This window comes from Cupriavidus sp. HMR-1 (assembly GCF_000319775.1).
In the GTDB taxonomy this organism is placed as follows: Bacteria; Pseudomonadota; Gammaproteobacteria; order Burkholderiales; family Burkholderiaceae; genus Cupriavidus; species Cupriavidus metallidurans.
This window is the reverse complement of the sequence record NZ_ANKP01000028.1, coordinates 1-21,688: the sequence shown is the minus strand read 5'-3', so window position 1 is coordinate 21,688 and position 21,688 is coordinate 1. Positions and strand designations below refer to the sequence as shown.

Below are 21,688 nucleotides of genomic sequence, written 5' to 3'. Positions count from 1 at the left end.
TATGGGGCGGCAATCGTAGTTTTGACGGGAAGTAGCACTGTGCGACTGGGCGCGACATGCCGATGCCCGGACAGCGTTCGTCGACCGGGCTTAACGGGTCCGAGGAAGCTCAAGCGTTAGCCGATGTGGTGTCATCCGCCTGCGGGGTTACGACGGTGCTCTCCGCGTTCGCCGATGCAACGGCTTTCGCCAACGGGGGCGGCGCGCTGTCGTATATCTTCGTGGTGATCCCGTCGAGCTTTTTCTCCAGTGCTTCGAGCACCAGGTCCAGGCGCGCCTCGATGAACCGCTCCAGCGCGTCCGGCGGCAGTTCCGTCAGGGTCTCCTGCCATTCCACGATTTCCGTGGGCACCAGGTGCGATTTCAGCACGTCGAGGAACGCTTCGCGGGCCCGGGTCGAAAGGCCCACGTACGACCCGAGGTAGTCCAGCGGGTTCTTGTTGGAGATTTGCAGGTTCGTGAGCTGCGGCAGGTAGGCGATGTTCAGCAGGCTGTCCGACAGATCCTTGTGCTGCAGGTTCGACTTCGCCACAAAATCGCTCGGGAAGATGTGGTGGAGGTTCGGCCGGTCGGTCAGCGTGTAGTAGACGGCGTTGAGCACCGGCCCGTGGCCTTGACCCCAGTCGCGCGGATGGTGGTGGGCGTAGAACGCCAGCAGGGCACGCGCACGACCACCACGCGTCGAGTATTGCGTCAGGCGCAGCGCGTTGCGGTCCAGCGTGAATCCCTTACTGAACACCTTGGAGCCGTCGCCGTCCCTGAGCTGATCGACGTGCTCCCAGAGGCCCGTTGTGTTGCTCAGCAGGTCGCTCTGGTGGAAGGACGAGAACCAGAAATACCGCTGGGCCAGATCGAGGCTCGGCGCCGGGTTGTCGAAGAAGTAGCCCGTCAACGTCATGTAGACGTACCGGTACGGGATCAGGTTCGGCCCGTTCAGGTCGAGCGTGTTGTCGAGGAAGCCCAAGGTCTTGCGGATCGCCGCCTGGGCGCCTTCCCACACTGCCTCGATGTCCTCGGCTTTCAGCTCATTGAGGTACTTGTCGGTGATGTTCGCCACGGTCGCGCGACCCTGTACCTTCTGCTGGTGGATGCGTACACACACCGCCACCATCTGCAAAAAGGTCCAGTCGTCCAGCAGGGCATAGTTCGACGTACCCAGGCTGGTCCGGAAGCCCTGGATCAGATCGCGCAGGTAGAACCCGGTGATGCCCGCCTCGGGGTTCGCCACGCGGTAGGTCTTCGCCACCACGATGTCGAAGATGTTGAGGGGCCGCCCGGCTTGGTTCACCCGCTCGAAGATCTGGCAGACCTCTGAGACCTCGATCCCGTGCAGCTCGATGAACGAAAGGCGGTAGTTCGCCAGGATGCTTTGCATCTGGCGCAGGCGCTGACGCTCGGGGGCTTCGTACGGGAGGTTCGACAGCTTGCTGTCGAGCTTGCCGAAGTCAAACACGATGTCGCGCAGGGAGACGATCAAGCCTTGGGTGTACCGCATCTGGCGGCCCTTGTTGCGGATCAGGGCGCCGTCCTTGTCGTCGATCTCGTCCCAGAACAGGAAGCGTTCGCGGTAGCTCTCGTCGTCCGTCGGCCCTTTGAGGGCGATGGACAGGTCGACGTAGACGCTGGGGTCGGTGGATTGCCCCTCGATCGTTCCACCGTAGATCGAGGTGTAGAGCGAGGTCGTGCGCTGCTGGCCGTCCAGGATGTAGCGGTACTCGGCCGCGTTGAGCGGTTCGGTCAGGACGTGACCGCCGATGCTGCGGTGGCTATGGAGCGGCAGCGGGGTGCGCCAAACCAGGATGCTGCCCAACGGGTAGAACTTGTACACGCTGTCCCAGAGCAGCTTGACGTTGCCGCGCTCCCACACGACGTCGCGCTGGAACGTCGGAATCTGGTAGGACCCGGCCTGGATGTTGCCGAGATACGTCTGGATGCCGAAGTCAACCGGTTTGATCCGGTCTTGGTAGTTGCTCATTTGGTCCCTCGTGCGAGCCTGTTTTTCAGGGCGATTTTCGATCGCTACTATACCAGCGGCGCTCCCCGGAAAGGCTCACCATCGTTCCCGAAAGGGCTCACCATAAGTGCCCCGAGGCATCACGCTGGCGGTTTCGCTTGCTCTCCCAGCAGATCCAGAAGGCGGTTGGACGTGTCAATCAGTTGGGGAAGTTTGTCCGCATCCCGCGACGGGAAAAATCCGCCGTACTGTTTTCGAATCGCAAGGATCAGATCTGCTGCGACCAGGCCGGCCTGGCCGCACTCCCAGAGGTCGACCTTCAACCAGTGGTCGTCGTCAAAGTCGAAGTAGCTGGTATAGATGGCGGCGTTTTCACCGCCAACGAACTCGAAGTTGTGGAAACTGTTGTAGACGTTCGCGTGGGCGGTTTGCTCGTTGATCAGATCCTTCATCCGTTTGATCTCGTCGGATTGCGCCTTGAAATGCTGACCGAGCCAGGCGTAGGCCGCTCTCGAAGCCTTTTGCGGGTCGTGCTTCTTGCCTTCTGTCGTATCGAAATAGTTCGTTGTGTCGACGTGGACCAATGAATACGCCGCATGTACGGTCGATTCGAGAAAGTAGCGCAAGACCATTTTGGCCTGAATCCGGTGCTGCCTCACCAGCGACATCAGGCACAACGTGTGACCCTTCTTCATCTGCGAAAGGAAGCGTATGAAGATGTCGCAATCCTTGGTTGGCCACCTCATGATGTTCGAGAGCAACAGGGTTACATCACGAGCGTTGGTGAAGAAGTCGCCATAACGCTCTTCTGCACCAAGGACCAACTGATGCTCGATGTGGGAGAACTCCTCGATGCTCACGGGGTGCCTCTCTTCCGTTGATGTGCAATAGGCCATGGCGCCGCCGAGCGCTGACGCTATGTGGCCGCTGGGGCTGTAACGCCGACGGTTGCCTGACCGTCGTTGGGTTCAGCAACGACTATACATTGGCCGCACGCGTTGCCCACCTCGGCCACAGCACAGCCGCCCCTTCGCAAGAACCGTAGGTCTTGCCCAGGCGGCACGGCCGGACATCGCGCGGCCCCCGCGCTCGCCGACCGGCTGATGGACGGCGTGGACAACGCGACACCGCGGTGAAGCGAGCAGGGCGCCATGCGCCAAGTCCTGCCACCCCCTGAACGTCCTCCCACCATGCGCTGACGCGCCGAACGAACGCGCCCGGTGTCCCGAGCGCTCGAACCCCTACGCGCGTGCTGGGCTCCCCCGTTGTGCGCCGATCCAGCCTCGTCGTGAGGCGCTTTCGAACCCGTCGGTTAAGCGACGCCTGGCACAGGGCCACCCTTGATGCGCAATGGTCCGTGAACCCCGTCCTCACCCGATCCCTGTCGGGCGTGCGGCCTCCGGGCGGGCCATTGCGCCGGGTGTCCCCGTGCTGCTTCAGGCGCACCGACGGCTCCGAAAAGCACCCACTTCACGACGAGGGCAAGACCATGACCAGCGCACAACAGCACAGCACGCAAACCCCGAACAGCAACGTCCCGACCCACCAAAAAGCACGGTTTAACAACCACCCCAAGGCACCGGCCACGGCGACCACCCCGGAAGTGCTGAAAACGGTATTGACCTTGGTCGAGACGGCCCAGCTCGTCCAGCAGGTGCTGCGTGAGGCGTTCCCGGCCACGGGCTTTTACGTCAAGACCCAACGCGACGCGAACGGCGCACGGCTCCACGTCGAATGGACGGACGGCCCCCGCGAGCAACAGGTGAACAAGCTCCTCCTCCCGCTGCAATCGTCGACCCCGGGCCAGTGGGGCGGTACGACCCCGGTGGAGCATTTCCGCCTGACCGCGCAGGGCCCGCAACGCGTTCGCCTGGGCGCTGGTCGCATCACCGTCAAGCGCAAGTTTTCTGACAGCCTGGTGGGCAGTGTCCTGCAGCGCCTGGCCCACCGCCACGTCGGCCGCCTGGACCCGGAGACCCGCAAGCTGCTGACCGTGGAGAGCTTCAAGAAGGGCGCCCTGGTGGCCGTCGCCCTCTACGGTGTTCACTTCGCCGGCAACACCCTCCACACCGACGTCGAGAGCGCGTTGCACGACCACACGGACGTCCAAGGCTACCCGCGCAGCGCGACGGCCGCCGGCTTGTTCGTGCGCAAGCCCCGGAAAGCGTGAACCCAAGGGGACCGCACGCTACGGTTTGACGGTCCCGCACCCCCTCCCCGGAGATCCCCTTCATGGCCTACACCAGCACCAATCCCTACCTGAACGCACGGTGCGAGTACGTCCTCGCGAAGCTCGCCCTGATCGCCAACCCCGACGGGGAAGACGAGACCTGGTCCCCGTTGGTCGACGCCCAGGCCCTGGGCTCCCAGGACGCGCAGCGCGCGCACGAAACGGGGGAGGACATCCCGGTGCCCATGTTCTTCGTCGACGTTCCCGAACTGAAACGCGAATGGCTCAGCGGCTGGACCTGGTACGACGACCTGATGGACATGCAGAACTGCTCGGGCTGCAACAACGAGCGGGGGGACCCGTGCCCGTGCCACGGATGAGCAGCACAGGCAGCAAAACGAAGCGGCCCGGGTGGGCCGCGTTTGCATGGTGCTGCACGTCGATCAGTGACGCGTGGCGTCCCCGATCAGCGGGTTCCCGAGCGCGTCCAGCACCGCCTGGTCCGCCTTCACCTTGTTGGACTCGGCCGCGGCCACGTCGGCCGCCAGGCGGGCGGTCTTTGCGTCGAACGCAGCACGCGCGGCACGGACCTCTCGGGCATGACGCTTGTCGTTCAGGCGTTTCAGGAACACGCCGAACACGGTGACCAGCACGAACAGTCCGGCGATGACCGCCAGAACGATTCCGACGTGTGCGAGCATGGGCTTATCTCCTCCAGTGAGTGGCGCCCGGGCGGGGCCGTCACCCTGTACTTAGCGGGTCCTGGCGGCATGTCAACACGGTGGCGTGACCAACGAAAAGCGGCCCGGGCGGGCCGCTGGACGATCGCTCGATCGGCGATCAGAACGGGACGTTGATGCGGGCCTGGATCCCCATGAAACCGCGCGCCTCGTTCTGCGCGGGGTTCGACCGGGCCTGGGCCTGGGCCTGGGCGGCCAGCATCGCGGCCTCGCGGCGTTCACGCTCCCGGCGTTGCTTCACGACGTTCAGCACGGTGAACAGGACGAACAGGGCCACGGCCACGAAGGGTAGCAGCACCGTCAGAAGGTGGTCGAGCGAGGTTAAAACGTTGAGCATGGCCTCCTCCCATTGCGTGAGCCCGGGGTGGTGCGGCGGATGGGCGGGTCCGATGCCGTCGGCGGGGAGCCACCGAGCGCCTACCCCAGGACCTAGCAGGTCGTACGGGCTTGGCAAGACCCTCACGGGCAAAACCCGGGACCAGGCGCCAATGTCAAAACCCGCAGAAGGCGAGGGCAGGGAAACCCCGCTGCGCGCCGTGGGCCTGGGTCATCGTTCGCTGTCCGCAACCTGGGCGTCAGCACCGCCTTTCCCACCTGAATCCTGCGGTTCTCCTCCCGAGTACCCGTCCGACCTCAACCCGTGCCTTGGCACGGCTCCATGCTATAGCCTCGCCGTACCCGATGAAGAAATACCATCGGAGAAACGAGCGGGCCGGCCCCGGTTTATGACAGGTGCGTTTTACACGAACGCATCGGACCGCTAGGTTGAATGGATAGGGCACGCGAACCGCCAAGCCCCGCCCCTGGAGACCGACCATGCCGACCGACCCGCAACAGCTTCACGCCATCCTGTCCAGCGTCAAACTCGCCTGGGCCCGCTCGATCGCCGTCCCTGGTGACGAGCGCGACCACGGGTACGACGACGGGGGCGTGTTCGCCCTGAACGCCACGCGCCTGAGCATCGAGACCACCCTCACGATCGGCGCCAAGACCTACGGCGTCACCTACGAGACGGACGACCAGGGCCGCGTGTCGCGGGCACCGGCGGACGAGAGCGGCCTCGCCTGGGTCCTGTTCCAGCTCACGCTCATGTTCGGGGAGCGCTTCCGGTTCGAGGGCGACGGCCACCAGGAAGACCAGCTCGAGCACCACTACCTCCGCAGCGCCGGCCGCACCAGTCCCGTGGGCCAGTTCGCGGCGCAGGTCCTCGCGCGCCTGGATGGCGTCGCGGAACGCGCGGCCCAGGCCTTCGCTCAACCCGTCCTCGAAGCGGCCTGATCCGATGAGCACCGTGGCCGACCTCCTCGCCAACGACGACCTGCAGCAGGGCTTCGCGGGAATCCTCGCGGAGCACGACGCGCACCGGGCGGATCAGATCCGCGCCGAGCGCGAGGTCCTGGCCGCCCTGGTGGAGGAAGAGCCGGCGCGGCGACCGAGGGCACGGCTCTGACCACTGCACGGGCCCATAGCGCTTCAGCGTGACCGTGCCATGGCACAGTTAAAAAACCACCCGTCGGGGCTTGACCAGCGTGCAAGACCCGCTAAGTTGGGGACAGAGCAGGATCACATCGCATACAGGGGGACCCATGGGCAACTTCATCGTCAAACAGTGCTGCGCCATCGTTATCGGAGCCGTGATCGGCGGCTTGGCCGGCGTTGGACTGGTGACCGTGGTCGACGCGATGCTTCATCGGAGCCAAACATCGAGCATGACCGCGCATGCGCGGAACGCTTACACCAACGTCGGTGAAACGCTCGTAGGCACGGACCGGAAGAAGAACATGACGTTGGACGGCGTCGCGGTGGGCGTTGACATCGACGAGGCGATGCCCGCCTGCAAAGGCAATCCTAAGAAAACGACCGTGCTTTGCCATGGCCCGTTGGTTCGAGACGATATTTTCAAGCTGAACAGGGCGGAGGTTTTTGGCTTTCCTGTGGCTAAAGACCGCAGGGGCGACCCGGTGGTGACCGATGTCTGGGTCGATACGAAGGGTTATTCGACGGAGATCGAATCCGTTTATGCGGACCTCAGCAAAGCGGCACCGTTCAACATGCAGTTCAAGATGATCGATAGCTTCGGTGAGCCGACGCGCAGGGACAACGACCTCGAGGATCTGACCTGGCAGATGAAAGGTGGTCAGACCGTCATGCTCACCGGCGGCGACTGGGATTCCTTCATCTCCCTTCGCACCAAGAACTAACCCGCCACCTTTTTGGACACCCATCCCAACCATAGGAGACCATCACCATCATGCGCAAGCACATCCTCACCACCATCTTGGCCCTGGTCGGCCTGACCCTCGGCACCGCGCACGCGGCTCCCTCGGCCCCGTCTCTGCGCCTGCTGGACCGTGACGCCCACGGCCACCTGACGCTCAACGGCGTTCCCATCGGCGTGCCCGTGGCGTCGTTCCACGAGTGCAAGGGCGATCCGTCGACCGCCACCGCGCCGTGCGTGCTCACCGCGCCCGAGATCGACGGGTACGGCACCGCGGAGGTCCACGGGCTCCCGCCGGTGAAGGACGGGGCCGGGCGCCTGGTGTTCGGCGCGACCGACGTCACCACGCACAACGGGACGATCGACTGGGTCATCCTGTCGTTCGCCGACGCGCGGTACGCCCAGGAGTTCAGCGACAGCACGAGCGACACCGTGGGCCTGCCGGATTTCACGGACCACAACGGTGTCCAGGAGTGGCACGGGGTGCTCAAGGACAGCTACATCGTCGTGGTGCTGGCGGACCGGAACGGGGAAGGGGCGGAGTACGGCGTCGTCTACGATCCGAAGCCGTAAACCGGAGGCCGCAGGCCAGCAACGAACCAGGGAGGATGAGCCCATGGTATTCGACCCGATGCAGTTGTTTCTCGGGGGCGCGTGCGTGCTGACGCTCGTGGCGTTCCTTTGCCCGGTCTGCCTGACCGTGCTCGCCTCTGCCGTGTTTTCGTACATGGTCGGGGCTGGCGTGGGCCTGAGCCTCGCGGTCGGCCCCGGCATCGTCGTGCGAGCGCTGACGAGCGACCACACCCTGGGCTGGCCCGACAACGCCGGCCCCATCTGGTGCGTGGGCATCCCCTTGGGCCTGGCAGTGTTCCTCACGCTGATGGTCCTGCTTTTCCGGGACCCGGGCGAGACGTCCCGTGCGCACGCGTAACGGCGGACTCGCGCAGCACCGCCTGGCCTATGCGCTGCTGGCCCTGCTGCTCGTCGCGGCGGGGCCGGTTCACGCGAAGCAGGCCCGGGCCACCATGACCGTGTCCGTCACGGTGCTCAGCGCGTGCAGCGTGTCCACGGACCAGCGGGACCCCACCTGCAGCGCGAACGCACCGCCCACCGTCGAGCACCGCACGCAGGGTCAGGGGCCCGGCCAGGTGCAGCTCACCGTCGTGACCTTCTGAAGGACCGTGCCCTGGCACGGGTAGACCGTTCATCCAAAGGGCCGGCCGAACGCTTGACGAGCGCGCGAATCCCGCTACGTTAAAACATGAGGTGACGCGGAGGAGCGTCGCCACCAACCAACCCACCGAGGTGCCCCTATGTTCTCGTCCGCCTACGACTTCTTCTCGTTCTTCATCCTCATCCAAGTGTTTTACGTCGCTCTCGCTTCGATCGTAACCGCCGCGATGGTGGGTGGGACGGTGGTGATGGTCATCGTCATCATGAAGTATGCAGGTGGATGTGGCGGCAACACCGACACGACGGGCACCACGCAGAAACCGGAAGAGGGCGGGCCCGACGGGTCTATCGCATCGTCGAGCGACAACCCGGCTGCCGATGCCGTGACCCATTCGATCCAAAACAATCTTTTCTGAGCTGGGCCGTTCAGCGCCATCACCCTTACCACCACCCACCACGGTGTCCTTCCATGTCCCTGCTCGTCCTGTCCCACCTCATTCAGCTCGCGGCCCTGCTCCCCGTCGAAGCGCTCAACGTCCTCTATGCGGCATGGCTCGCTGTCACGGTCGGTCTGTTCGACGGCGCGGCGACGGGCCAGGCGGTCTTCCACGACCACGTGCTCACGGCCTTCGCGTACCTCCCCAAGCACCCTGATGGCGTGGGCTACGTGGTCGCCTTTACGGCGTACGTCGCCACCGACTGACGCCGGTGGCCGGGGGGTAACAGTGTGTCCCGCGGCCTGGGCCGGAGGCACTCACCCCGGCCCCTTGCGCCGGGTGGGGTCATGGGGCTGGCCCGTCCCAGTCCGTGCCATGGCACGACTCCTGGATTGACTCACCGTTCCACCATCACGACTTGACGGCGGGCCAGAACCCGCTAAATCAGAACGAACGATCGAAACACCGCAGCCCTGGAGGGGAGCCACCATGAGCGTCAACGCACAACAGCTTCGCACGTCCGCCGATTTCCGGAACGAACCGCCCGGCAGCGAGAAGCGCATCCACATGGTCCGTTTCGCCCGTTCCCAGCGAACGGAGGCAAAGGATTACCACGCCGGCGATGTCCACGTTGCGTCGCCCCACCTGAACCCGCCTTGCCCGTCGTGCGGCGCCACCATGGCTTACGAGCAAGAGCAGGAGTACGTGTGGACCTGCGCCGCGTGCGAGGCGGCCCACGATGAAGCGTTCCTGGCGGGGGCTGACGCCCTCCCGTTCTGCGGCACCGTAACGCTGTCCTTCGCGGAGCGCGACCGGCTGTACAGGGCCATGGAGCAGCGGCTCAACCGCGAGGTGACCTTGGCCGAGGCCAACGCCATGTGGGACGACTGGAACGCGCGCCTGCAGGCCTTCGTTCCTCCGGCGCCGCCGTCGCGGCGCAAACCGTTCGCGGTGGACCTCCCCCCGGAGGCCCGGGCCCAGGTGGACCGCATGGTGGAGGCGATCGACATCACGTATCGCAAGGGCGATGACCTCGCGGACTTCCTCGCGAAGGCCGAGCCGTTGGTCCAGCAGGGGCATGAGGGGCTGTTCGACGCGCTGATCGGGGCCGCCGTAGCTCGGGACGGCATGAGTTCCGGCGCGTACGTCACGTTTGGCATCGACGGGACCACCCGGGACGCTACGCCCCTCTGGTGGAAGATCTTCGGGCACGTGGACGGGGGCGATCCGCGCCAGACGTTCAACTACCTAGAGACCGTGCGCTTCTACGAACTGGCGCAACCGCTGGACGTGGCCCAGGCCTGGCGCGTGCTCGACATCCTCGCCCACCACCTCCCCGGGTGCGTCACGGTCAACGCGATCCTGGCGCTTCCAAACGGCAAGCGCGGGTGGATGCAGCAGGGTAAGGCCGCTCACCGCGCCGTCGCGTTGGCCTGGGCGGAGCACCGGTTCACCCAGCAACTCCACGCCGTCCAGGCTTACCGTGCGCGGCATCCGCGTCGACCGGAGCGCACGCACGCGGCATTCAACCGGTTGTTCAACGGGTGCTGGCGCTCCCAGTCCCACATCGAACGGTTGATCGAGGCTGGCGCGAATCCGGCCCACACCAACCTCAGCACCGGTTTCCTGGGCTCGGGTGCGCTGCTGACCACCATCGCCGACGAGCCGTACCTCAGCGACACGAAGACCGCGAAGCTGGTGGCGTACCTCCTTACGCACGGGGCGGACGTCAACGAAACGGCCACCAGCGGTGAGACGGCTTTGATGAAGGCTGCAAGTGCGGGCTACCTGGCCACGGTCAACGTGCTGCTCACGGCGGGTGCCGACGTGCACCTCCAGAGCGACGACGGATGGAACGCAGGGCACTACGCGGTCGTGCACGGTCATTTCAAACTGTTCGAACGGCTGGTGGCGGCCGGGCTCGACCCCATGCCGATCATCGGTAACTTCGCCCGGGTCGACGGGGGTACGTACTCATCGACCGTCGAGGCGTACTGCCGAGAGTACGAAGCTAGGATCCTCCGAAAAGTGGCGGACGAGGCCCCGGCCGCCCCTGCAAGCGCGGCGCGGCGTCGGCTCTGACCGCTCGACCACCACCAGATCAGGGGCACGTCCGTGCCCTGGCACACCTTCAAGGCCCCACCCGGGGCCTTTCCTCCTTCCACGTCCAGCGTCGCCTGGCTCAGAAGCGCACGGGCAACCGCGCCCGTGCCGTGGTGCTGATGCTGCGGGAACCGTCGTGGCTGTGCCGTCCTGGGCCCGTCGTTCACCCCGTTGCGTGTTCCCCGTTCCGCCTCTTCTTCGACGCGTAGCTCAGCCCGTACACCGCGCAAAGGTTCGCTTCGCCAGGTCCTCACCCGGTCCCTCCCTCCGGTCGTGCGTGCGGCCTCCGGTCCTGCCCCTGCACGTTGCCCTGGGCATCGCTCATTCCGCGTCGAGGCGGCTCCAGCGAACACGGCAACAACGACGAGGAAGGGCAGAACCATGAGCACGACCACCACCCGCAGCAGCACCACCCCGAACAACCACACCGCGGCGTTCCCCCGCACCCCCGAGGCTCACCAGCGAACAGCAGGGGAAGGCGACACCCGGGAGGTGGTGCTCAACGGCGCGCGAATCCTCATGCGCTTCACCGGCGGCCAGTGGTGGAACGTCCGCGTGAGCAACGCCTGACCGAACCCGAACCGCAGCGCCCTGGGGCCTGCACCAACCGAACAACAGGAGAACACCATGGCTTACTTTCTTCGCATGGGCGACGATTACCTCGAGGACGCCGTGAAGTACACCTCGAAGGCCGGCGCGATCGCAGCGTTCCGCGAAACGTCGGACGAGCTGGACCGCTACGGCCAGTCCATCACCGCGTCGCTTCACATCGCGGACACGATGGACGAGGTGGTGGAATACCCGGATTTCGTCCTCGAAAGAGGACCCAAGGGCGGCGTCCGCGTCGAGCGCGCGTAACCGCTGGACGCCTGGCACCGGGGCTCGCTGATCGGCGGGCTTTTTGCTGTACGGGGCAGAGGACGACCAGCGCGCCGTCCGCGTGGTGGTGCTGAGACCCGGTGAAACCCCGCCGGGGCCGGAGGCCCGGCACTCCAAAGGCGGGACCACCGCACCCCGAACGGCGCCAAGGGCAGGGGCGGGGCTCAGGGCAGGTGGTGGAGGACCACGTCCACGTCAGCGTGTCATCGCGCCCACCCCAGCACTGCGGAGCAGAAACGGCCCGGAGGGACCGGGGTTGGTGCGGGCGCGAATGCGGCCGGGTGTCGGTGTTGAGGTGTGCAATGGCACGGGCTAATCGTAGCTATAGAGACCTGGCTTGCCATAGCAAAATACCATTGAAAAACAACGGGATACCTTCTTTCGTCATGCCTCAAACCTTTGACTAGAGGGTCTTGGTACGAGAAGGTAAATATGTAGGCAGCGCGATCGACGCACCGCCAAAACCACCCCCAAGGAGCCCCACCATGACCATCACGTCCCTGACCATCGACCAGCTCGAAGGCGAGTTCGCCGAAACCGAAGCTGAAGACTTCACCCTGGTCAACAACCAGAAGTTCTACGCGCTCGTCGGCGAGCTGTTCCCGAACACCGACCCGCGCGTCATCCATGCTGTCACGCTGCACGTCAACGTAAGCGGCGAAGGCGACCGCGAGGCCTCGCATGTCCGCCGCGTCCTCCATGCCATGGAAGACGGGTTCGTCAACGAGGAAGGGTTCTTGAGCACGTTCAACGAGCAATACCCGGCGACCGAGGACGACCTGGACGACCGCGCCGAGTGGGAAAACACCGCGCTGGTGGTCAAGCGCGAAACCGCCGAGAGCGGTGACCTCTACTGCTCCTGGAACTTCGAAGGCTCCGAGCTGTAAGCCACCCCATCCACCGTTCACCCTGGGCCCGCGGCAACGCGGGTTCGTCCGTACCACCGGGGCCCGAGCCCACCACGACCAAACCAGGACCCACCATGCGCACCGCCAATGTCCCACGTCCGTTCCCCGTCCTGCCGCCGGCCGAGGCCGTGCACGACACACAAAGCGTCGCTGACCAGGCGAGGGCCGCGCTCACGGAGCTGGAAGCGGCGATCGACCGGGCGCAGTCGCACCGGGCCCGAATCGTGGCGGCGGTGCGCACCTTCGACGCCCCGACGGTTCTCCGGCTGATCGAAGCGGGCACCGGCACCACGCAGCGCTTCGACCTCGGGTATCGCCTGCCGGAGCATGTGTTCGCGCTGATGCCCGACACGCCCAGCCACAGCGAGGTGGTGGGACGTCTGGCGAAGCATCACCCCGCGGGCCATGGTCCAGCGGCCCGAGTTGGACGGCCTGCTGGTCGAGCTGGTGCAGGCCCTGGGCGCGCAGCACCCGGCGTCCGGGTACTTTCACGAGCAGCACGTGCTGTTCACCGTGCACCTGCTCGTAAGCGTGGGGTGCCGGGACCGCGTCCTGGACGGGGTGCCGTTGCGCGACCTGCTGCATCAGGCCTGGCTCTACAAACACGACAAGAAACCGGACGCCCTGGTGGTCGAAGCGGTGCTGAACGCGTGGCTCAAGCCACCCCGCAAGCCGCACACGAAACGGCAACCCCGCGCCAGCGCCAACACCAACCCGGGGGCCTAGCGGCCCGGGCCGGTCAAATGCAAAGGCAACACCCCCGGTCACCGCGCAGCGGGCACGGCCGGGCTCTTGTCCGGGCTGCGGGGCGCTGCTGTCCGGGCACCCGTGGCTCACACCCTGGACAACGGGCGGAGCTGAACGTCCCGTGGGGCAAGGGCCAGCGCGTCCTGGGTCCGATCTGTCCAGGTGTCCAGGCAAAAACCACCTGGTGAAGCTGGATCCGCCGGTCCGACGGCGAGGCCATGGTTCGACCAGCACACGCGGGCCCCGTACCTCCCTTCCCCTTGGACACCTGGACAACCATGACCGGAAGCCAGGCGGGCAGGGCGTCCGAGGCCTGTCCAAGTCGCAGCACCATCACCTGGCCCGGGCCTGGACCGAGCACGGTTGACCCTGGACTGAGTCCGGACTGCACCGTGGGCAGATTTTTAGCCGTGCCACGGCACATGTTGATAAAGGCTATAGGGCAGCGCACCATCATTTAAAAATACATTGAAGAAGGCGGGTATTCAGTGCTAGGACCGCTTGCTTTCGTCGGGTGGTACGAGAGACTTGTTATGTAGGCAGCGCGATCGACGCAACGCCAAACCCCACCCCACGGAGTTCATCATGACCAGCACCGCCCTGACCCAAGACGTTCAAGACGCAATCCTCGCCAGCGTCGAGCTGAACGACATCGAGACGTTCGACGACGAACACGATCCGGAGGTCTACAGCACCAACGTCTACGTCGACGTGACCATCGACGGCACGACCTACACTGTCGTGCATGAGCGCGGCACGGACGGTGAGGTGGAACGCGCACCGGACGACGGCTGCGGCATCGTCGACGTCTACGTTGCCGTCATGAAGCTGACCGGCGAGTACAACGACGAAGAAGCGGACGACGTGCTGGACATGTTCGAGCACAAGTCGGAAGACCACGTGTCGACCGAAGCGTTCAACCTGGGCCTCGCGATCGACCAGAAGATCGCTCAGGTGGCCGAGGCCGAGCAGGCCGATTTCGACACGAAGCGCGCGGCTGAGCTGGTGATCACCCCCGAGTTCGGCGTGGACGCCAACGGCAACGCGGTGGGCCTGGACAGCGAACGGGCTGTTCTGGTGTTCGAGCACAGCACCGAAAAGTTCGCCAACCTGCTCCGTTTCGACGTGTTCGCGAAGAGCAACGATGGGGACTGGTGCGAGGCCGGCCAGGCCGACATGTTCCACTTCCACCTCGAACCGGCCGAGGTCTACCGGCGCTACGCAGAGCGGCAGGCGATCCGCCAGGAAGAACGCGCGGAACGGGAGGCTTACGAGAGCGGCGAGATCTACGCCTAACCCGAGACTCCACGTTCAACCAGGGCCAGTCCGCGAGGGCTGGCTTTGGGGTACCACAACCACGAACGATTCGGAGCCGCCCATGTTCACCCCCGCACAAGATTCCCACATGACCGTCGCCGAGGCGGCCCAGGCCTTGGGCATCAGCAAAAACCGGGTTTTGCAGCTCATCGACGAGGGGAAGCTCCCCAGCTCGGGCGGCGCAGTGGTGCCGGGCCGGCACCGTAAGCACCGCCTGGGCCCAGCGGACGTGGTCGCGTTGCGGGATCAACGTGCGGACAAGGCGACGCCGTCCGACCTCATGACCACCACCGAGGCGGCCGAGGCCCTGGGGGTGAGCAAAGGGCGTGTGTTCCAGCTTGTCGATGAAGGGAAGCTCACCACGACGGGCGGCGCGGTGGCCCAGGGCAAGCATCGCAAGCACCACCTGGCCCGTGCGGAGGTGGAAGCGTTGCGCGACCAACGTCTGGCGACGATCAAGCCGAAAACCCCGGAGGAGCGCGAGGCCCGACGGCTGGATCTGATCGCCGAACGTGAACGTGTGAGCGCGCTCCGCGAAGCCCTGGCCGAGGGCCTGTTGACCCCGACCGACGTAGCGCGGGACTTGGGCATCAGCCGTCAGGCCGTCAGCCAACTCGTGAATCGCGGGCGCCTGTTGACCGTGACGGTGGGTGGCCACCGCCTGGTGCGACGGTCCGACCTCGACGCGTTCAAGAAGCTCCGCGCATCGCGCCTTGCGGGGATCGCGTTGGAACATGCGGGCAGGGTGCGGTGAAAAGCCGGAACCGGCGAAACAGCAACGTCAAAACCCTGGGCACAGGGCCCACTCGCCCCGATACCGCGCAGCGGACGAAGCGGGGCCTAGGCCGGCGGGGTGGTCAAGCGATGCGTGAGGAAGGGGCTGGAGGCAAGGGGGTGAGGCGGGGCGTGAGCCCTGGTTTATACGTGCCAAGGCACACGTTAAAACGTGCTATAGGCAAGACGAGCGGCATAGAAAAATACCATTGAAAAACAACGGAATACCTTGTTTCGTCATGCCTTAAACCTTTGACTGAAGGCCCTTGGTACGAGAAGGTAAGTATGTAGGCAGCGCGATCAACGCAATGCCAAAACCACCCCAAGGAGCCCAACATGGCAACGATCCTCACCCAAGCCGTTCAAGACGCAATCCTCTCCAGCATCGCGGTGGACCGCATCGAAGTGTTCGACGAGTTCGATCCGAACCCGGAGGTCTACAGCACCAACCTTTACGTCAACGTGACCATCGACGGCGCCACCCACACCGTCGTGTACCAGCGCGGTACGGACGGCATGGTAGAAGAGGCGCCGTGGGAGTCGTGGGGCATGGCGGACGTGTACATCGCCATCCTGAAGCTCACCGGCGACTTCAATGGCCAGGACGCGCTCGACGTGAAGGACATATTTGCAGGCTTCCCGGACGAGTGGGAGGCGTCGCCCGCAGCCAAGGCGTTGGGCGCCGAGATCGTCCGCGAGTGCGCGGCGGTGGCAAGGGAAGCGCAGTACGTGTACGACGCGCAGCACACCGCCTGACCCCCAAGGCTTCACCGTTCGACCAGGGCCCACCCTCACCGGTGGGCTTTGCGGTACAAGCCCCTGGGCTTCCACCGCACCGGAGCCGTTCCATGACCCCCGCACCGTCCTCCCCGTTGACCGTCAAAGAAACGGCCCAGGCCCTGGGCGTCAGCGACGGGCGTGTGATGCAGTTCCTCCGCGCCGGCGTGCTCACCCTGGGCGCCAACCCGGATCCGTCCAGCAGCCCCCATCGCTCGAAGCACCACGTCGACCCGTCGTCGGTCGAGGCGTTGCGGCTGGCCCGTGCCTTGGCACAGATCGATAGGACCGCGCGGGAGGCCCGGCGACAAACGTTCCTCACGGCACGGCAGCGCCTGCAGACCCTCCTCGACGCCCAGGCCCAGGGCCTGCTGACCCCGGCGGACGCGGCGCGCGAGCTGGGCATGTCCCGCCAGTTGCTCCACTTTCACGTGCACCGCGGCAACCTCGCCACCGTGACCGTCGCCGGCCGCCGCCTGGTGCAACGCTCCGACCTCGACGCGTTCAAGCAGCGCCGCGACGGGCACTGACCGGGACCACCACCTCTGGGGGCAGGGCCAGTCCGAAGAGGGCTGGTTTTGGGGTACCACAACCCCCCGATGAGGTATCCAGTGTTTTCCGGTGAACTTGACGTTCGCGGCCTTTCCGACGCGATGGGCCTTCCCGAGAACGAGGTCAACCACCGCCTGTACGGTGGCCGTGAGCCCCTGCTGGTCGGCGCTGGTGGAACGATGGGCGCGACGGCGTCGCTGCCGAAGCCGACCCAGACGAAGCACCGGCACCCGTTCCGGTTCTCGAAGCAGGCGATCGACGACTTCTGGACGACCGAGGTGGGGATCACCCACCGGCCCACCGGCCCACCGGCACCCGGTACACGTGAAACGTCGCCAACACGTTCAGCCCAGGGCCCGCGGCAACGCGGGTTTTGGCGTAACGAGGCCCATGCCTTACCCTTCACGCTTCAGGAGCCCGACCGACCATGACCGCACGCGCGACCCCCACCACCATCAACGGCAAGCCCTGCCTCGGGCTGGCCGACGCCACCGTGCACCTGGGCCTCGCCGCGTCGAGCAAGGCGGCGGTCTGGCGCAAGATTCAGGCGGGCCACCTGCACGGGCTGCAGGACGCCCGGGGCGCATGGTTCATCCCGGTAGCCGAGCTGGACAGCTACAAGGCACGGACCACCGACACGTCCCGCGTCGGGGCCCGCGAGGCGGCGGCGCTGCTCGAGGTGGCGATCACCACGGTTCGCGAGTGGGCGTCCCGTGGCGTGCTGGCCGGGACCCTGGACGATCGGGGCCGGTGGTCGTTCTCGCGCAAGAGCATTGCGGCTCACGTCAAGGCCCTGGCGGTGCAGCGCGAGGGGCTGACCGCGTCCCAGGCCGCGCGGTACTGCTCGCTGGGGCAGGTCAACTCCCCGCTCCGTCACCTCAACACGTTGAACGACGCGGTGAAGCGGGGCGAGCTGACGGCGTTCGTCGACGCCAGCGGCCGGCGCCGGTTCCACCAGGTCGAGCTGGACCGTTTCCTGGCGGAGCGCGCGAAGCAGGACCGCCACGTGCCGGGCACCCTGAGCGCGAAGGAGGCGGCCGAGGTCCTGGGCGTGGCCGACCGCAGCACCATCGGGTGGTTCGCCGAGCGGGGCCAGCTCGACCGGGTCCGCGTCGGGCGGTACTGGCGCTACCCTGTGAAGTCGGTGCAGGCGTTGAAGCGCCGGCGGGACAAGGCGGCCCGGGCCCAGGGCTGAACCAGGGGGCGGGGACCACCGGCACCAGCGCGAACACCAAAATCTTGGGCACAAGGCCCACTCGACCCCGGACCCGCGGAGCGGACGAAGCGGGGCTCCAGGGCGATGGCCCGAACATCGCACCGCACGCGGAGGTGGCGGGCCCAGGCCAGGTGGTGAGAGGAAGGCGGCGAACGCGAGGTGAGGGCCCGGAGGGCGAGTGGGGCGCGAGCCCCGTTTTTCGCATGTGCCACGGCACGGCTCCACCGGGTGGATCCACCATTCATCGGCGAGGGTCGACCGTTCGTCCGATAGCACAAAGTTTCTGCGTTCTTACCGCATAAATCCCGCTTACCGGTGTTGCTTGAGTTGATCGTTTTCGTAAACTGGAAGTATGGGCAGCGCGCGATCGACGCCCCGCCACCACCCCACCCACGGAGTTCTTCATGACCACCGCCACCCCGCACACCAACACGCAAAAGCTCTTCACGTTCCAGAAGGGGAAAGCTACCAAGTCCATCGTTCGATTCATCGCCCACACCGGCGCGGTGTTCGAAGCGACCAGCCTGGAGGAGGTGGTCGAGCGCGCCGAGGATGGCCTGGGCGTGTCGCTGGAGTACGGCATGGAGGAGCACGGCCGCATCGAACGCGTGACCTTGGTCCGCAGCCGGTCCGGCAAGTGGCTTGAGCCGAAGGTGCAGCGCACACGCGTGTGGCCGGAGACCCCCGAATGGCAAGCGGTGCGCCGGACCCTGCTGGACGTCCTCGACGCGTTCCAGAACGGTGCTCCGGCTGGCCCGTGCCCATATGACGAGGACGGCTACCTTCCGGGCGAGCGCGAAGCGCAGGAGGGCCTGGCGCTGGCCGCCTGATCGGCACCACCACCCACGTTGATCCCGGGGCCGCGGGAACGCGGCATTCTGGGTACCATCCCTCCCACACCCATGGGGCACGACATGACGAACGATGAACTGAAAGCTGTGCAAGACCGTCGGGAGCGCTATCAACAGGCGGAATCCCCGGTGCAGACGCTGATCTACACGGGGCGCTACGACGAGGCCTTAGCCGCCATCAAGGCCCGGTTTTGCGGTGAAGACAGGACAGCGGTGCCCGAGCGGTTTCCGTTCTACCTGGAAACCTGGTTGTACCAGGTGATCGGGATGGTGCGGGCGCCGGCCGGTCGTGCGGCGTTCATCGGCGAACTCCTGACCCTGAGCGACAAGAACCCCATGGCTGCCGTCTGGCGGGTCGCGAGAGACGAGGACCCCGTGGCCGCCGTCTGGCGGGTCGCGAACACCTACGGTGTACAGCCCGACGTCTACCCGGAGTTGGTGGTGCTCCTGGGTGCCGACCTGAATCGCGAGGTCTCGCTCTACGTGACCCCGGGGCTCAACGACAACGGCTCAGATTTTATGCAGGGTCCGTTGTGGCTGGTCTTGCTGCTGTGCGTGTGCCGACCGAACGCGGCCAGGTCGATCGGCGTGCTGGCTCACAAGAAATCGTTCAGCGAAGCGGACATCGCGTGGATCGACGAGGCCGCGAGCCTGGCGGCGAAGCATGGCGCTGACCTCGGGCTCGCCAAGACGGTGACGTGGAAGCGCAGCAAACCGGTCCTGCAGGACATGGTGACGAACATCGAAGCGCGGCACCTTCGCCAGGCGCTCGACGCGGAACCCGTCGAGGAGCCCATGCGGGCCCGGGCCCGGTCGCGGCTCTGACCACCCGCTGCACCAACGTTGACCCAGGGCCCACCGCAAAACGGTGGGTTTCGGGGTACCGGGGCCCGGAGCCCCACAACGTTGGAGAAGCAGCATGTCGACACCGAACCGAGCAGAGCTTGACGCCGCTTTCAGCAGCGAGCTGATGACGAAGGCAGCCGCCGCACGGCAGTTGGGCGTGAACGCGAGCAACGTGAGGTACTACATCGAGAAGGGCCGTCTGGCCACCGTTCAGCAGGACGGATTTGACTGGGTTCGGAGGGCGGACCTCGAAGCGTTCGAGATCGAATGGAGGAAGAACCGGAGCGTCGACTGGGCCATTGCCCGGTCGCAGGGGCAGGACGTTCGCCGCGGGATGGCCGAGGGGATGCTGACGCAAGCGGATTCTGCACGACAGCTCGGTGTGGCGGAGAGCACCGTGTGGTATCACGTCCGCCACGGAAACCTTCCCGTGGTGGTGGTCGGCGGGCACCGGCTTGTGCGGCCGGAAGAGCTGGAGACGTTCAGGGCGGCCTTGGCCGCCAAGGCTGCCCCGGCCGGCCTGATGACCGTTGGGGACGCGGCCCTCGAGTTGGGGGTGGATGACGCCACGGTGAGGTATCACGTGAAGGTCGGGCATCTTGCTTCGGTTTTGGTGCGTCGCCGTCATTGGATTCGGCGGGAGGACCTCGACACGCTCAGGTCACGTATCACGAAGGCAAATGGGCCCGAGGTGCTCGCGGCGCTGGCCAACGGCATGCTGACGCCGTCGGACGTTGCCCGCGAGCTGGGCGTCACCCGACAGCGCGCACATCAGTACGTGAACAAAGGGCAACTGGCCACGGTCCTGATCGACGGCCGACGGTTGGTCCGGCGAGAAGACCTTGACGAGTTCATGCAGAAGGCCAAGGCGCGCACGGGACCCAAACCCAAAGGGGGCATCGAGCAGACCTGCTGAGCGCAGCCGCTGCACCCAGGGCCCACCGTCGCGGTGGGCTTGTCGTTAGTGCGTCGCAATCAGCACGACCGGGCCCCATGACCCCAACCCCGCCGGGGCTCCGCCCGGCACTCCAACGCCGGACCCGGGCCACCCCGAACCTCGCCGAAGGCACGGGGCGGGGCTCCACCGTACCCATCTGGGCCGTGCCCTGGCACGGTTAGACCGGCTGCTATAGCGGTGGCGGGACCATTGAAAAATACAAATGGATGGCCCGGCGAATCGCTGTGTCAAACCGTTGACGGGTCCGAGTGTTTCTCTACACTGGACTTATAGGCAGCGCGATCGACGCACCGCCACCACCCCGAGGACCCCGCCATGAGCACCCCCACCTGGAACCTGTTCCGCTTCTACGCCGGCAACGACGATCGCTACACCGAAGCACCCACCAAGGCTGAAGCCATCGCCCGCGGCCTGGGCCTCTCGGTCGATGAGCTGGACGCGGCGATGCTGACGTCCGACAGCTTCGCGGAGGGCTACGTCATCCGCGCGGCGCTTGACACCCAACCGGAGTACAGCGCGGCGATGGCCTGACCACCACCAGCACCACCGTTGGCCCAGGGCCCACCGGCGACGGTGGGTTCGTCCGTACCGGAGCGTCCCGCTCCGCTGGACGGACCACGAACATGGGCAAACCGCACTACTCGAACGACAAGGACCTCCACCGCCACGTGGCAGGGCTGGTCAAGCAGGGGTGGACCTACATGAAGGGCAAGACACACGGAAAACTCGTGGCGCCCAACGGACGACGGATGGCGGTCCCGGTGAGCCCATCGGACCGGCGGGGATTCGAGAACCACGTGCACCAGGTCGAAAGACTGCAGGCTTTACCGGCGGGGCCGATACGGAAACGCAAGGGCAAGTGCCATTGAGGCAGGGTGGTGAGGCTGCGGGGCAAGCGGGTGCCCTGGCACGGGCCCCGCTTGTCCGGTCAGTCGAAAATGCTGTCCCAGAGGGCGCTCACCGCGCTGACGGCGAGACCGACGCCGGCGGCCACCGCCACGACCGGAAGGCTCACCGGCGCGGACACGATCCCCACGGCAGCGGCACCCGCACCACCGACGACCCCGG

The 21,688-nt window shown here is 65.9% G+C and carries 29 protein-coding genes; 25 read left to right on the top strand and 4 right to left on the bottom strand.

Annotated features, from left to right (window positions below):
• Positions 1-109: 109 nt before the first annotated feature.
• Both D769_RS03195 and D769_RS03190 read right to left on the bottom strand, forming a co-directional pair.
• Complete coding sequence (locus D769_RS03195) at positions 110-1,975, bottom strand: DUF262 domain-containing protein (RefSeq protein WP_008642040.1); 1,866 nt, start codon at positions 1,973-1,975, stop codon at positions 110-112.
• A 119-nt stretch (positions 1,976-2,094) separates the two neighbouring features.
• Positions 2,095-2,814, bottom strand: coding sequence for a hypothetical protein (locus D769_RS03190; protein ID WP_008642039.1), 720 nt, complete (start codon positions 2,812-2,814; stop codon positions 2,095-2,097).
• A gap of 629 nt (positions 2,815-3,443) precedes the next feature.
• On the opposite strand from D769_RS03190, the gene D769_RS03185 reads away from it, so the two are divergent.
• Together D769_RS03185 and D769_RS03180 are read left to right on the top strand one after the other, a co-directional pair.
• Positions 3,444-4,124, top strand: coding sequence for an LPD29 domain-containing protein (locus D769_RS03185; RefSeq protein ID WP_008642036.1), 681 nt, complete (start codon positions 3,444-3,446; stop codon positions 4,122-4,124).
• A gap of 62 nt (positions 4,125-4,186) precedes the next feature.
• Positions 4,187-4,504, top strand: a complete 318-nt coding sequence (locus D769_RS03180) for a hypothetical protein (protein ID WP_008642034.1) — start codon at positions 4,187-4,189, stop codon at positions 4,502-4,504.
• A 63-nt stretch (positions 4,505-4,567) separates the two neighbouring features.
• Here D769_RS03180 and D769_RS03175 read toward each other — a convergent pair whose 3' ends face one another.
• Together D769_RS03175 and D769_RS03170 are read right to left on the bottom strand one after the other, a co-directional pair.
• Complete coding sequence (locus tag D769_RS03175) at positions 4,568-4,825, bottom strand: hypothetical protein (protein ID WP_008642032.1); 258 nt, start codon at positions 4,823-4,825, stop codon at positions 4,568-4,570.
• Positions 4,826-4,964: 139 nt separating this feature from the next.
• Positions 4,965-5,201, bottom strand: a complete 237-nt coding sequence (locus D769_RS03170; RefSeq protein ID WP_008642030.1) for a hypothetical protein — start codon at positions 5,199-5,201, stop codon at positions 4,965-4,967.
• Between the two features lie 479 nt (positions 5,202-5,680).
• Between D769_RS03170 and D769_RS03165 the strand changes: the two genes are divergently transcribed.
• The 23 genes from D769_RS03165 to D769_RS03055 all read left to right on the top strand — a co-directional run bounded on the left by D769_RS03165 (position 5,681) and on the right by D769_RS03055 (position 21,151).
• Positions 5,681-6,142 (top strand): hypothetical protein, encoded by a 462-nt coding sequence (locus D769_RS03165; RefSeq protein ID WP_008642025.1) that lies wholly within the window; start codon positions 5,681-5,683, stop codon positions 6,140-6,142.
• Positions 6,143-6,146: 4 nt separating this feature from the next.
• A complete protein-coding gene (locus tag D769_RS32210; RefSeq protein WP_155630251.1) occupies positions 6,147-6,314 on the top strand; it encodes a hypothetical protein in 168 nt (55 codons plus the stop codon).
• A 136-nt stretch (positions 6,315-6,450) separates the two neighbouring features.
• A complete protein-coding gene (locus D769_RS03160; RefSeq protein ID WP_008642024.1) occupies positions 6,451-7,065 on the top strand; it encodes a hypothetical protein in 615 nt (204 codons plus the stop codon).
• Positions 7,066-7,115: 50 nt separating this feature from the next.
• Complete coding sequence (locus D769_RS03155) at positions 7,116-7,655, top strand: hypothetical protein (protein ID WP_008642022.1); 540 nt, start codon at positions 7,116-7,118, stop codon at positions 7,653-7,655.
• A 43-nt stretch (positions 7,656-7,698) separates the two neighbouring features.
• Positions 7,699-8,013, top strand: a complete 315-nt coding sequence (locus D769_RS03150) for a hypothetical protein (protein WP_008642020.1) — start codon at positions 7,699-7,701, stop codon at positions 8,011-8,013.
• On the top strand, positions 8,000-8,257 hold the full coding sequence (locus tag D769_RS03145) for a hypothetical protein (RefSeq protein ID WP_008642019.1): 258 nt from the start codon (positions 8,000-8,002) through the stop codon (positions 8,255-8,257). The genes D769_RS03150 and D769_RS03145 overlap by 14 nt, the downstream gene beginning before the upstream one ends.
• Positions 8,258-8,395: 138 nt before the next feature.
• Positions 8,396-8,671: a hypothetical protein gene (locus D769_RS03140; protein WP_008642018.1), complete on the top strand. Its 276-nt coding sequence runs from the start codon at positions 8,396-8,398 to the stop codon at positions 8,669-8,671.
• A 53-nt stretch (positions 8,672-8,724) separates the two neighbouring features.
• Positions 8,725-8,958 carry a hypothetical protein gene (locus tag D769_RS03135; RefSeq protein ID WP_008642017.1) on the top strand — a complete coding sequence of 78 codons (234 nt, stop codon included), beginning with the start codon at positions 8,725-8,727 and terminating at the stop codon, positions 8,956-8,958.
• 223 nt (positions 8,959-9,181) lie between these two features.
• Positions 9,182-10,774 carry an ankyrin repeat domain-containing protein gene (locus tag D769_RS03130; protein WP_008642016.1) on the top strand — a complete coding sequence of 531 codons (1,593 nt, stop codon included), beginning with the start codon at positions 9,182-9,184 and terminating at the stop codon, positions 10,772-10,774.
• 402 nt (positions 10,775-11,176) lie between these two features.
• Positions 11,177-11,365, top strand: coding sequence for a hypothetical protein (locus D769_RS03125; RefSeq protein ID WP_008642015.1), 189 nt, complete (start codon positions 11,177-11,179; stop codon positions 11,363-11,365).
• A 57-nt stretch (positions 11,366-11,422) separates the two neighbouring features.
• Positions 11,423-11,653 (top strand): hypothetical protein, encoded by a 231-nt coding sequence (locus D769_RS03120; protein WP_008642014.1) that lies wholly within the window; start codon positions 11,423-11,425, stop codon positions 11,651-11,653.
• Positions 11,654-12,159: 506 nt separating this feature from the next.
• Positions 12,160-12,561 carry a hypothetical protein gene (locus tag D769_RS03115; protein WP_008642013.1) on the top strand — a complete coding sequence of 134 codons (402 nt, stop codon included), beginning with the start codon at positions 12,160-12,162 and terminating at the stop codon, positions 12,559-12,561.
• 426 nt (positions 12,562-12,987) lie between these two features.
• The gene (locus tag D769_RS03105) at positions 12,988-13,308 is read left to right on the top strand and encodes a hypothetical protein (RefSeq protein WP_008642012.1); all 321 of its coding nucleotides are present in this window, start codon (positions 12,988-12,990) and stop codon (positions 13,306-13,308) included.
• Positions 13,309-13,914: 606 nt separating this feature from the next.
• Positions 13,915-14,625, top strand: a complete 711-nt coding sequence (locus tag D769_RS32205) for a hypothetical protein (RefSeq protein WP_008642011.1) — start codon at positions 13,915-13,917, stop codon at positions 14,623-14,625.
• 82 nt (positions 14,626-14,707) lie between these two features.
• Entirely contained in the window at positions 14,708-15,400 is a 693-nt protein-coding gene (locus D769_RS03095; RefSeq protein WP_008642010.1) for a helix-turn-helix domain-containing protein, read from the top strand.
• A gap of 356 nt (positions 15,401-15,756) precedes the next feature.
• Positions 15,757-16,176, top strand: coding sequence for a hypothetical protein (locus D769_RS32200; RefSeq protein WP_008642009.1), 420 nt, complete (start codon positions 15,757-15,759; stop codon positions 16,174-16,176).
• A gap of 92 nt (positions 16,177-16,268) precedes the next feature.
• Entirely contained in the window at positions 16,269-16,727 is a 459-nt protein-coding gene (locus D769_RS32195) for a helix-turn-helix domain-containing protein (RefSeq protein ID WP_008642008.1), read from the top strand.
• Positions 16,728-16,808: 81 nt separating this feature from the next.
• Complete coding sequence (locus D769_RS03080; protein ID WP_152414918.1) at positions 16,809-17,180, top strand: hypothetical protein; 372 nt, start codon at positions 16,809-16,811, stop codon at positions 17,178-17,180.
• Positions 17,177-17,944, top strand: coding sequence for a helix-turn-helix domain-containing protein (locus tag D769_RS03075; RefSeq protein WP_008642006.1), 768 nt, complete (start codon positions 17,177-17,179; stop codon positions 17,942-17,944). Before D769_RS03080 ends, D769_RS03075 begins: the two co-directional genes overlap by 4 nt.
• A 425-nt stretch (positions 17,945-18,369) precedes the next feature.
• Positions 18,370-18,795 (top strand): hypothetical protein, encoded by a 426-nt coding sequence (locus D769_RS03070; RefSeq protein ID WP_008642004.1) that lies wholly within the window; start codon positions 18,370-18,372, stop codon positions 18,793-18,795.
• Between the two features lie 84 nt (positions 18,796-18,879).
• Positions 18,880-19,641 (top strand): hypothetical protein, encoded by a 762-nt coding sequence (locus tag D769_RS03065; RefSeq protein WP_152414917.1) that lies wholly within the window; start codon positions 18,880-18,882, stop codon positions 19,639-19,641.
• A 94-nt stretch (positions 19,642-19,735) separates the two neighbouring features.
• Positions 19,736-20,578 (top strand): helix-turn-helix domain-containing protein, encoded by an 843-nt coding sequence (locus tag D769_RS03060; protein WP_008642000.1) that lies wholly within the window; start codon positions 19,736-19,738, stop codon positions 20,576-20,578.
• Positions 20,579-20,935: 357 nt separating this feature from the next.
• Positions 20,936-21,151: a hypothetical protein gene (locus tag D769_RS03055; RefSeq protein ID WP_008641998.1), complete on the top strand. Its 216-nt coding sequence runs from the start codon at positions 20,936-20,938 to the stop codon at positions 21,149-21,151.
• The last annotated feature ends 537 nt before the right edge of the window (positions 21,152-21,688 follow it).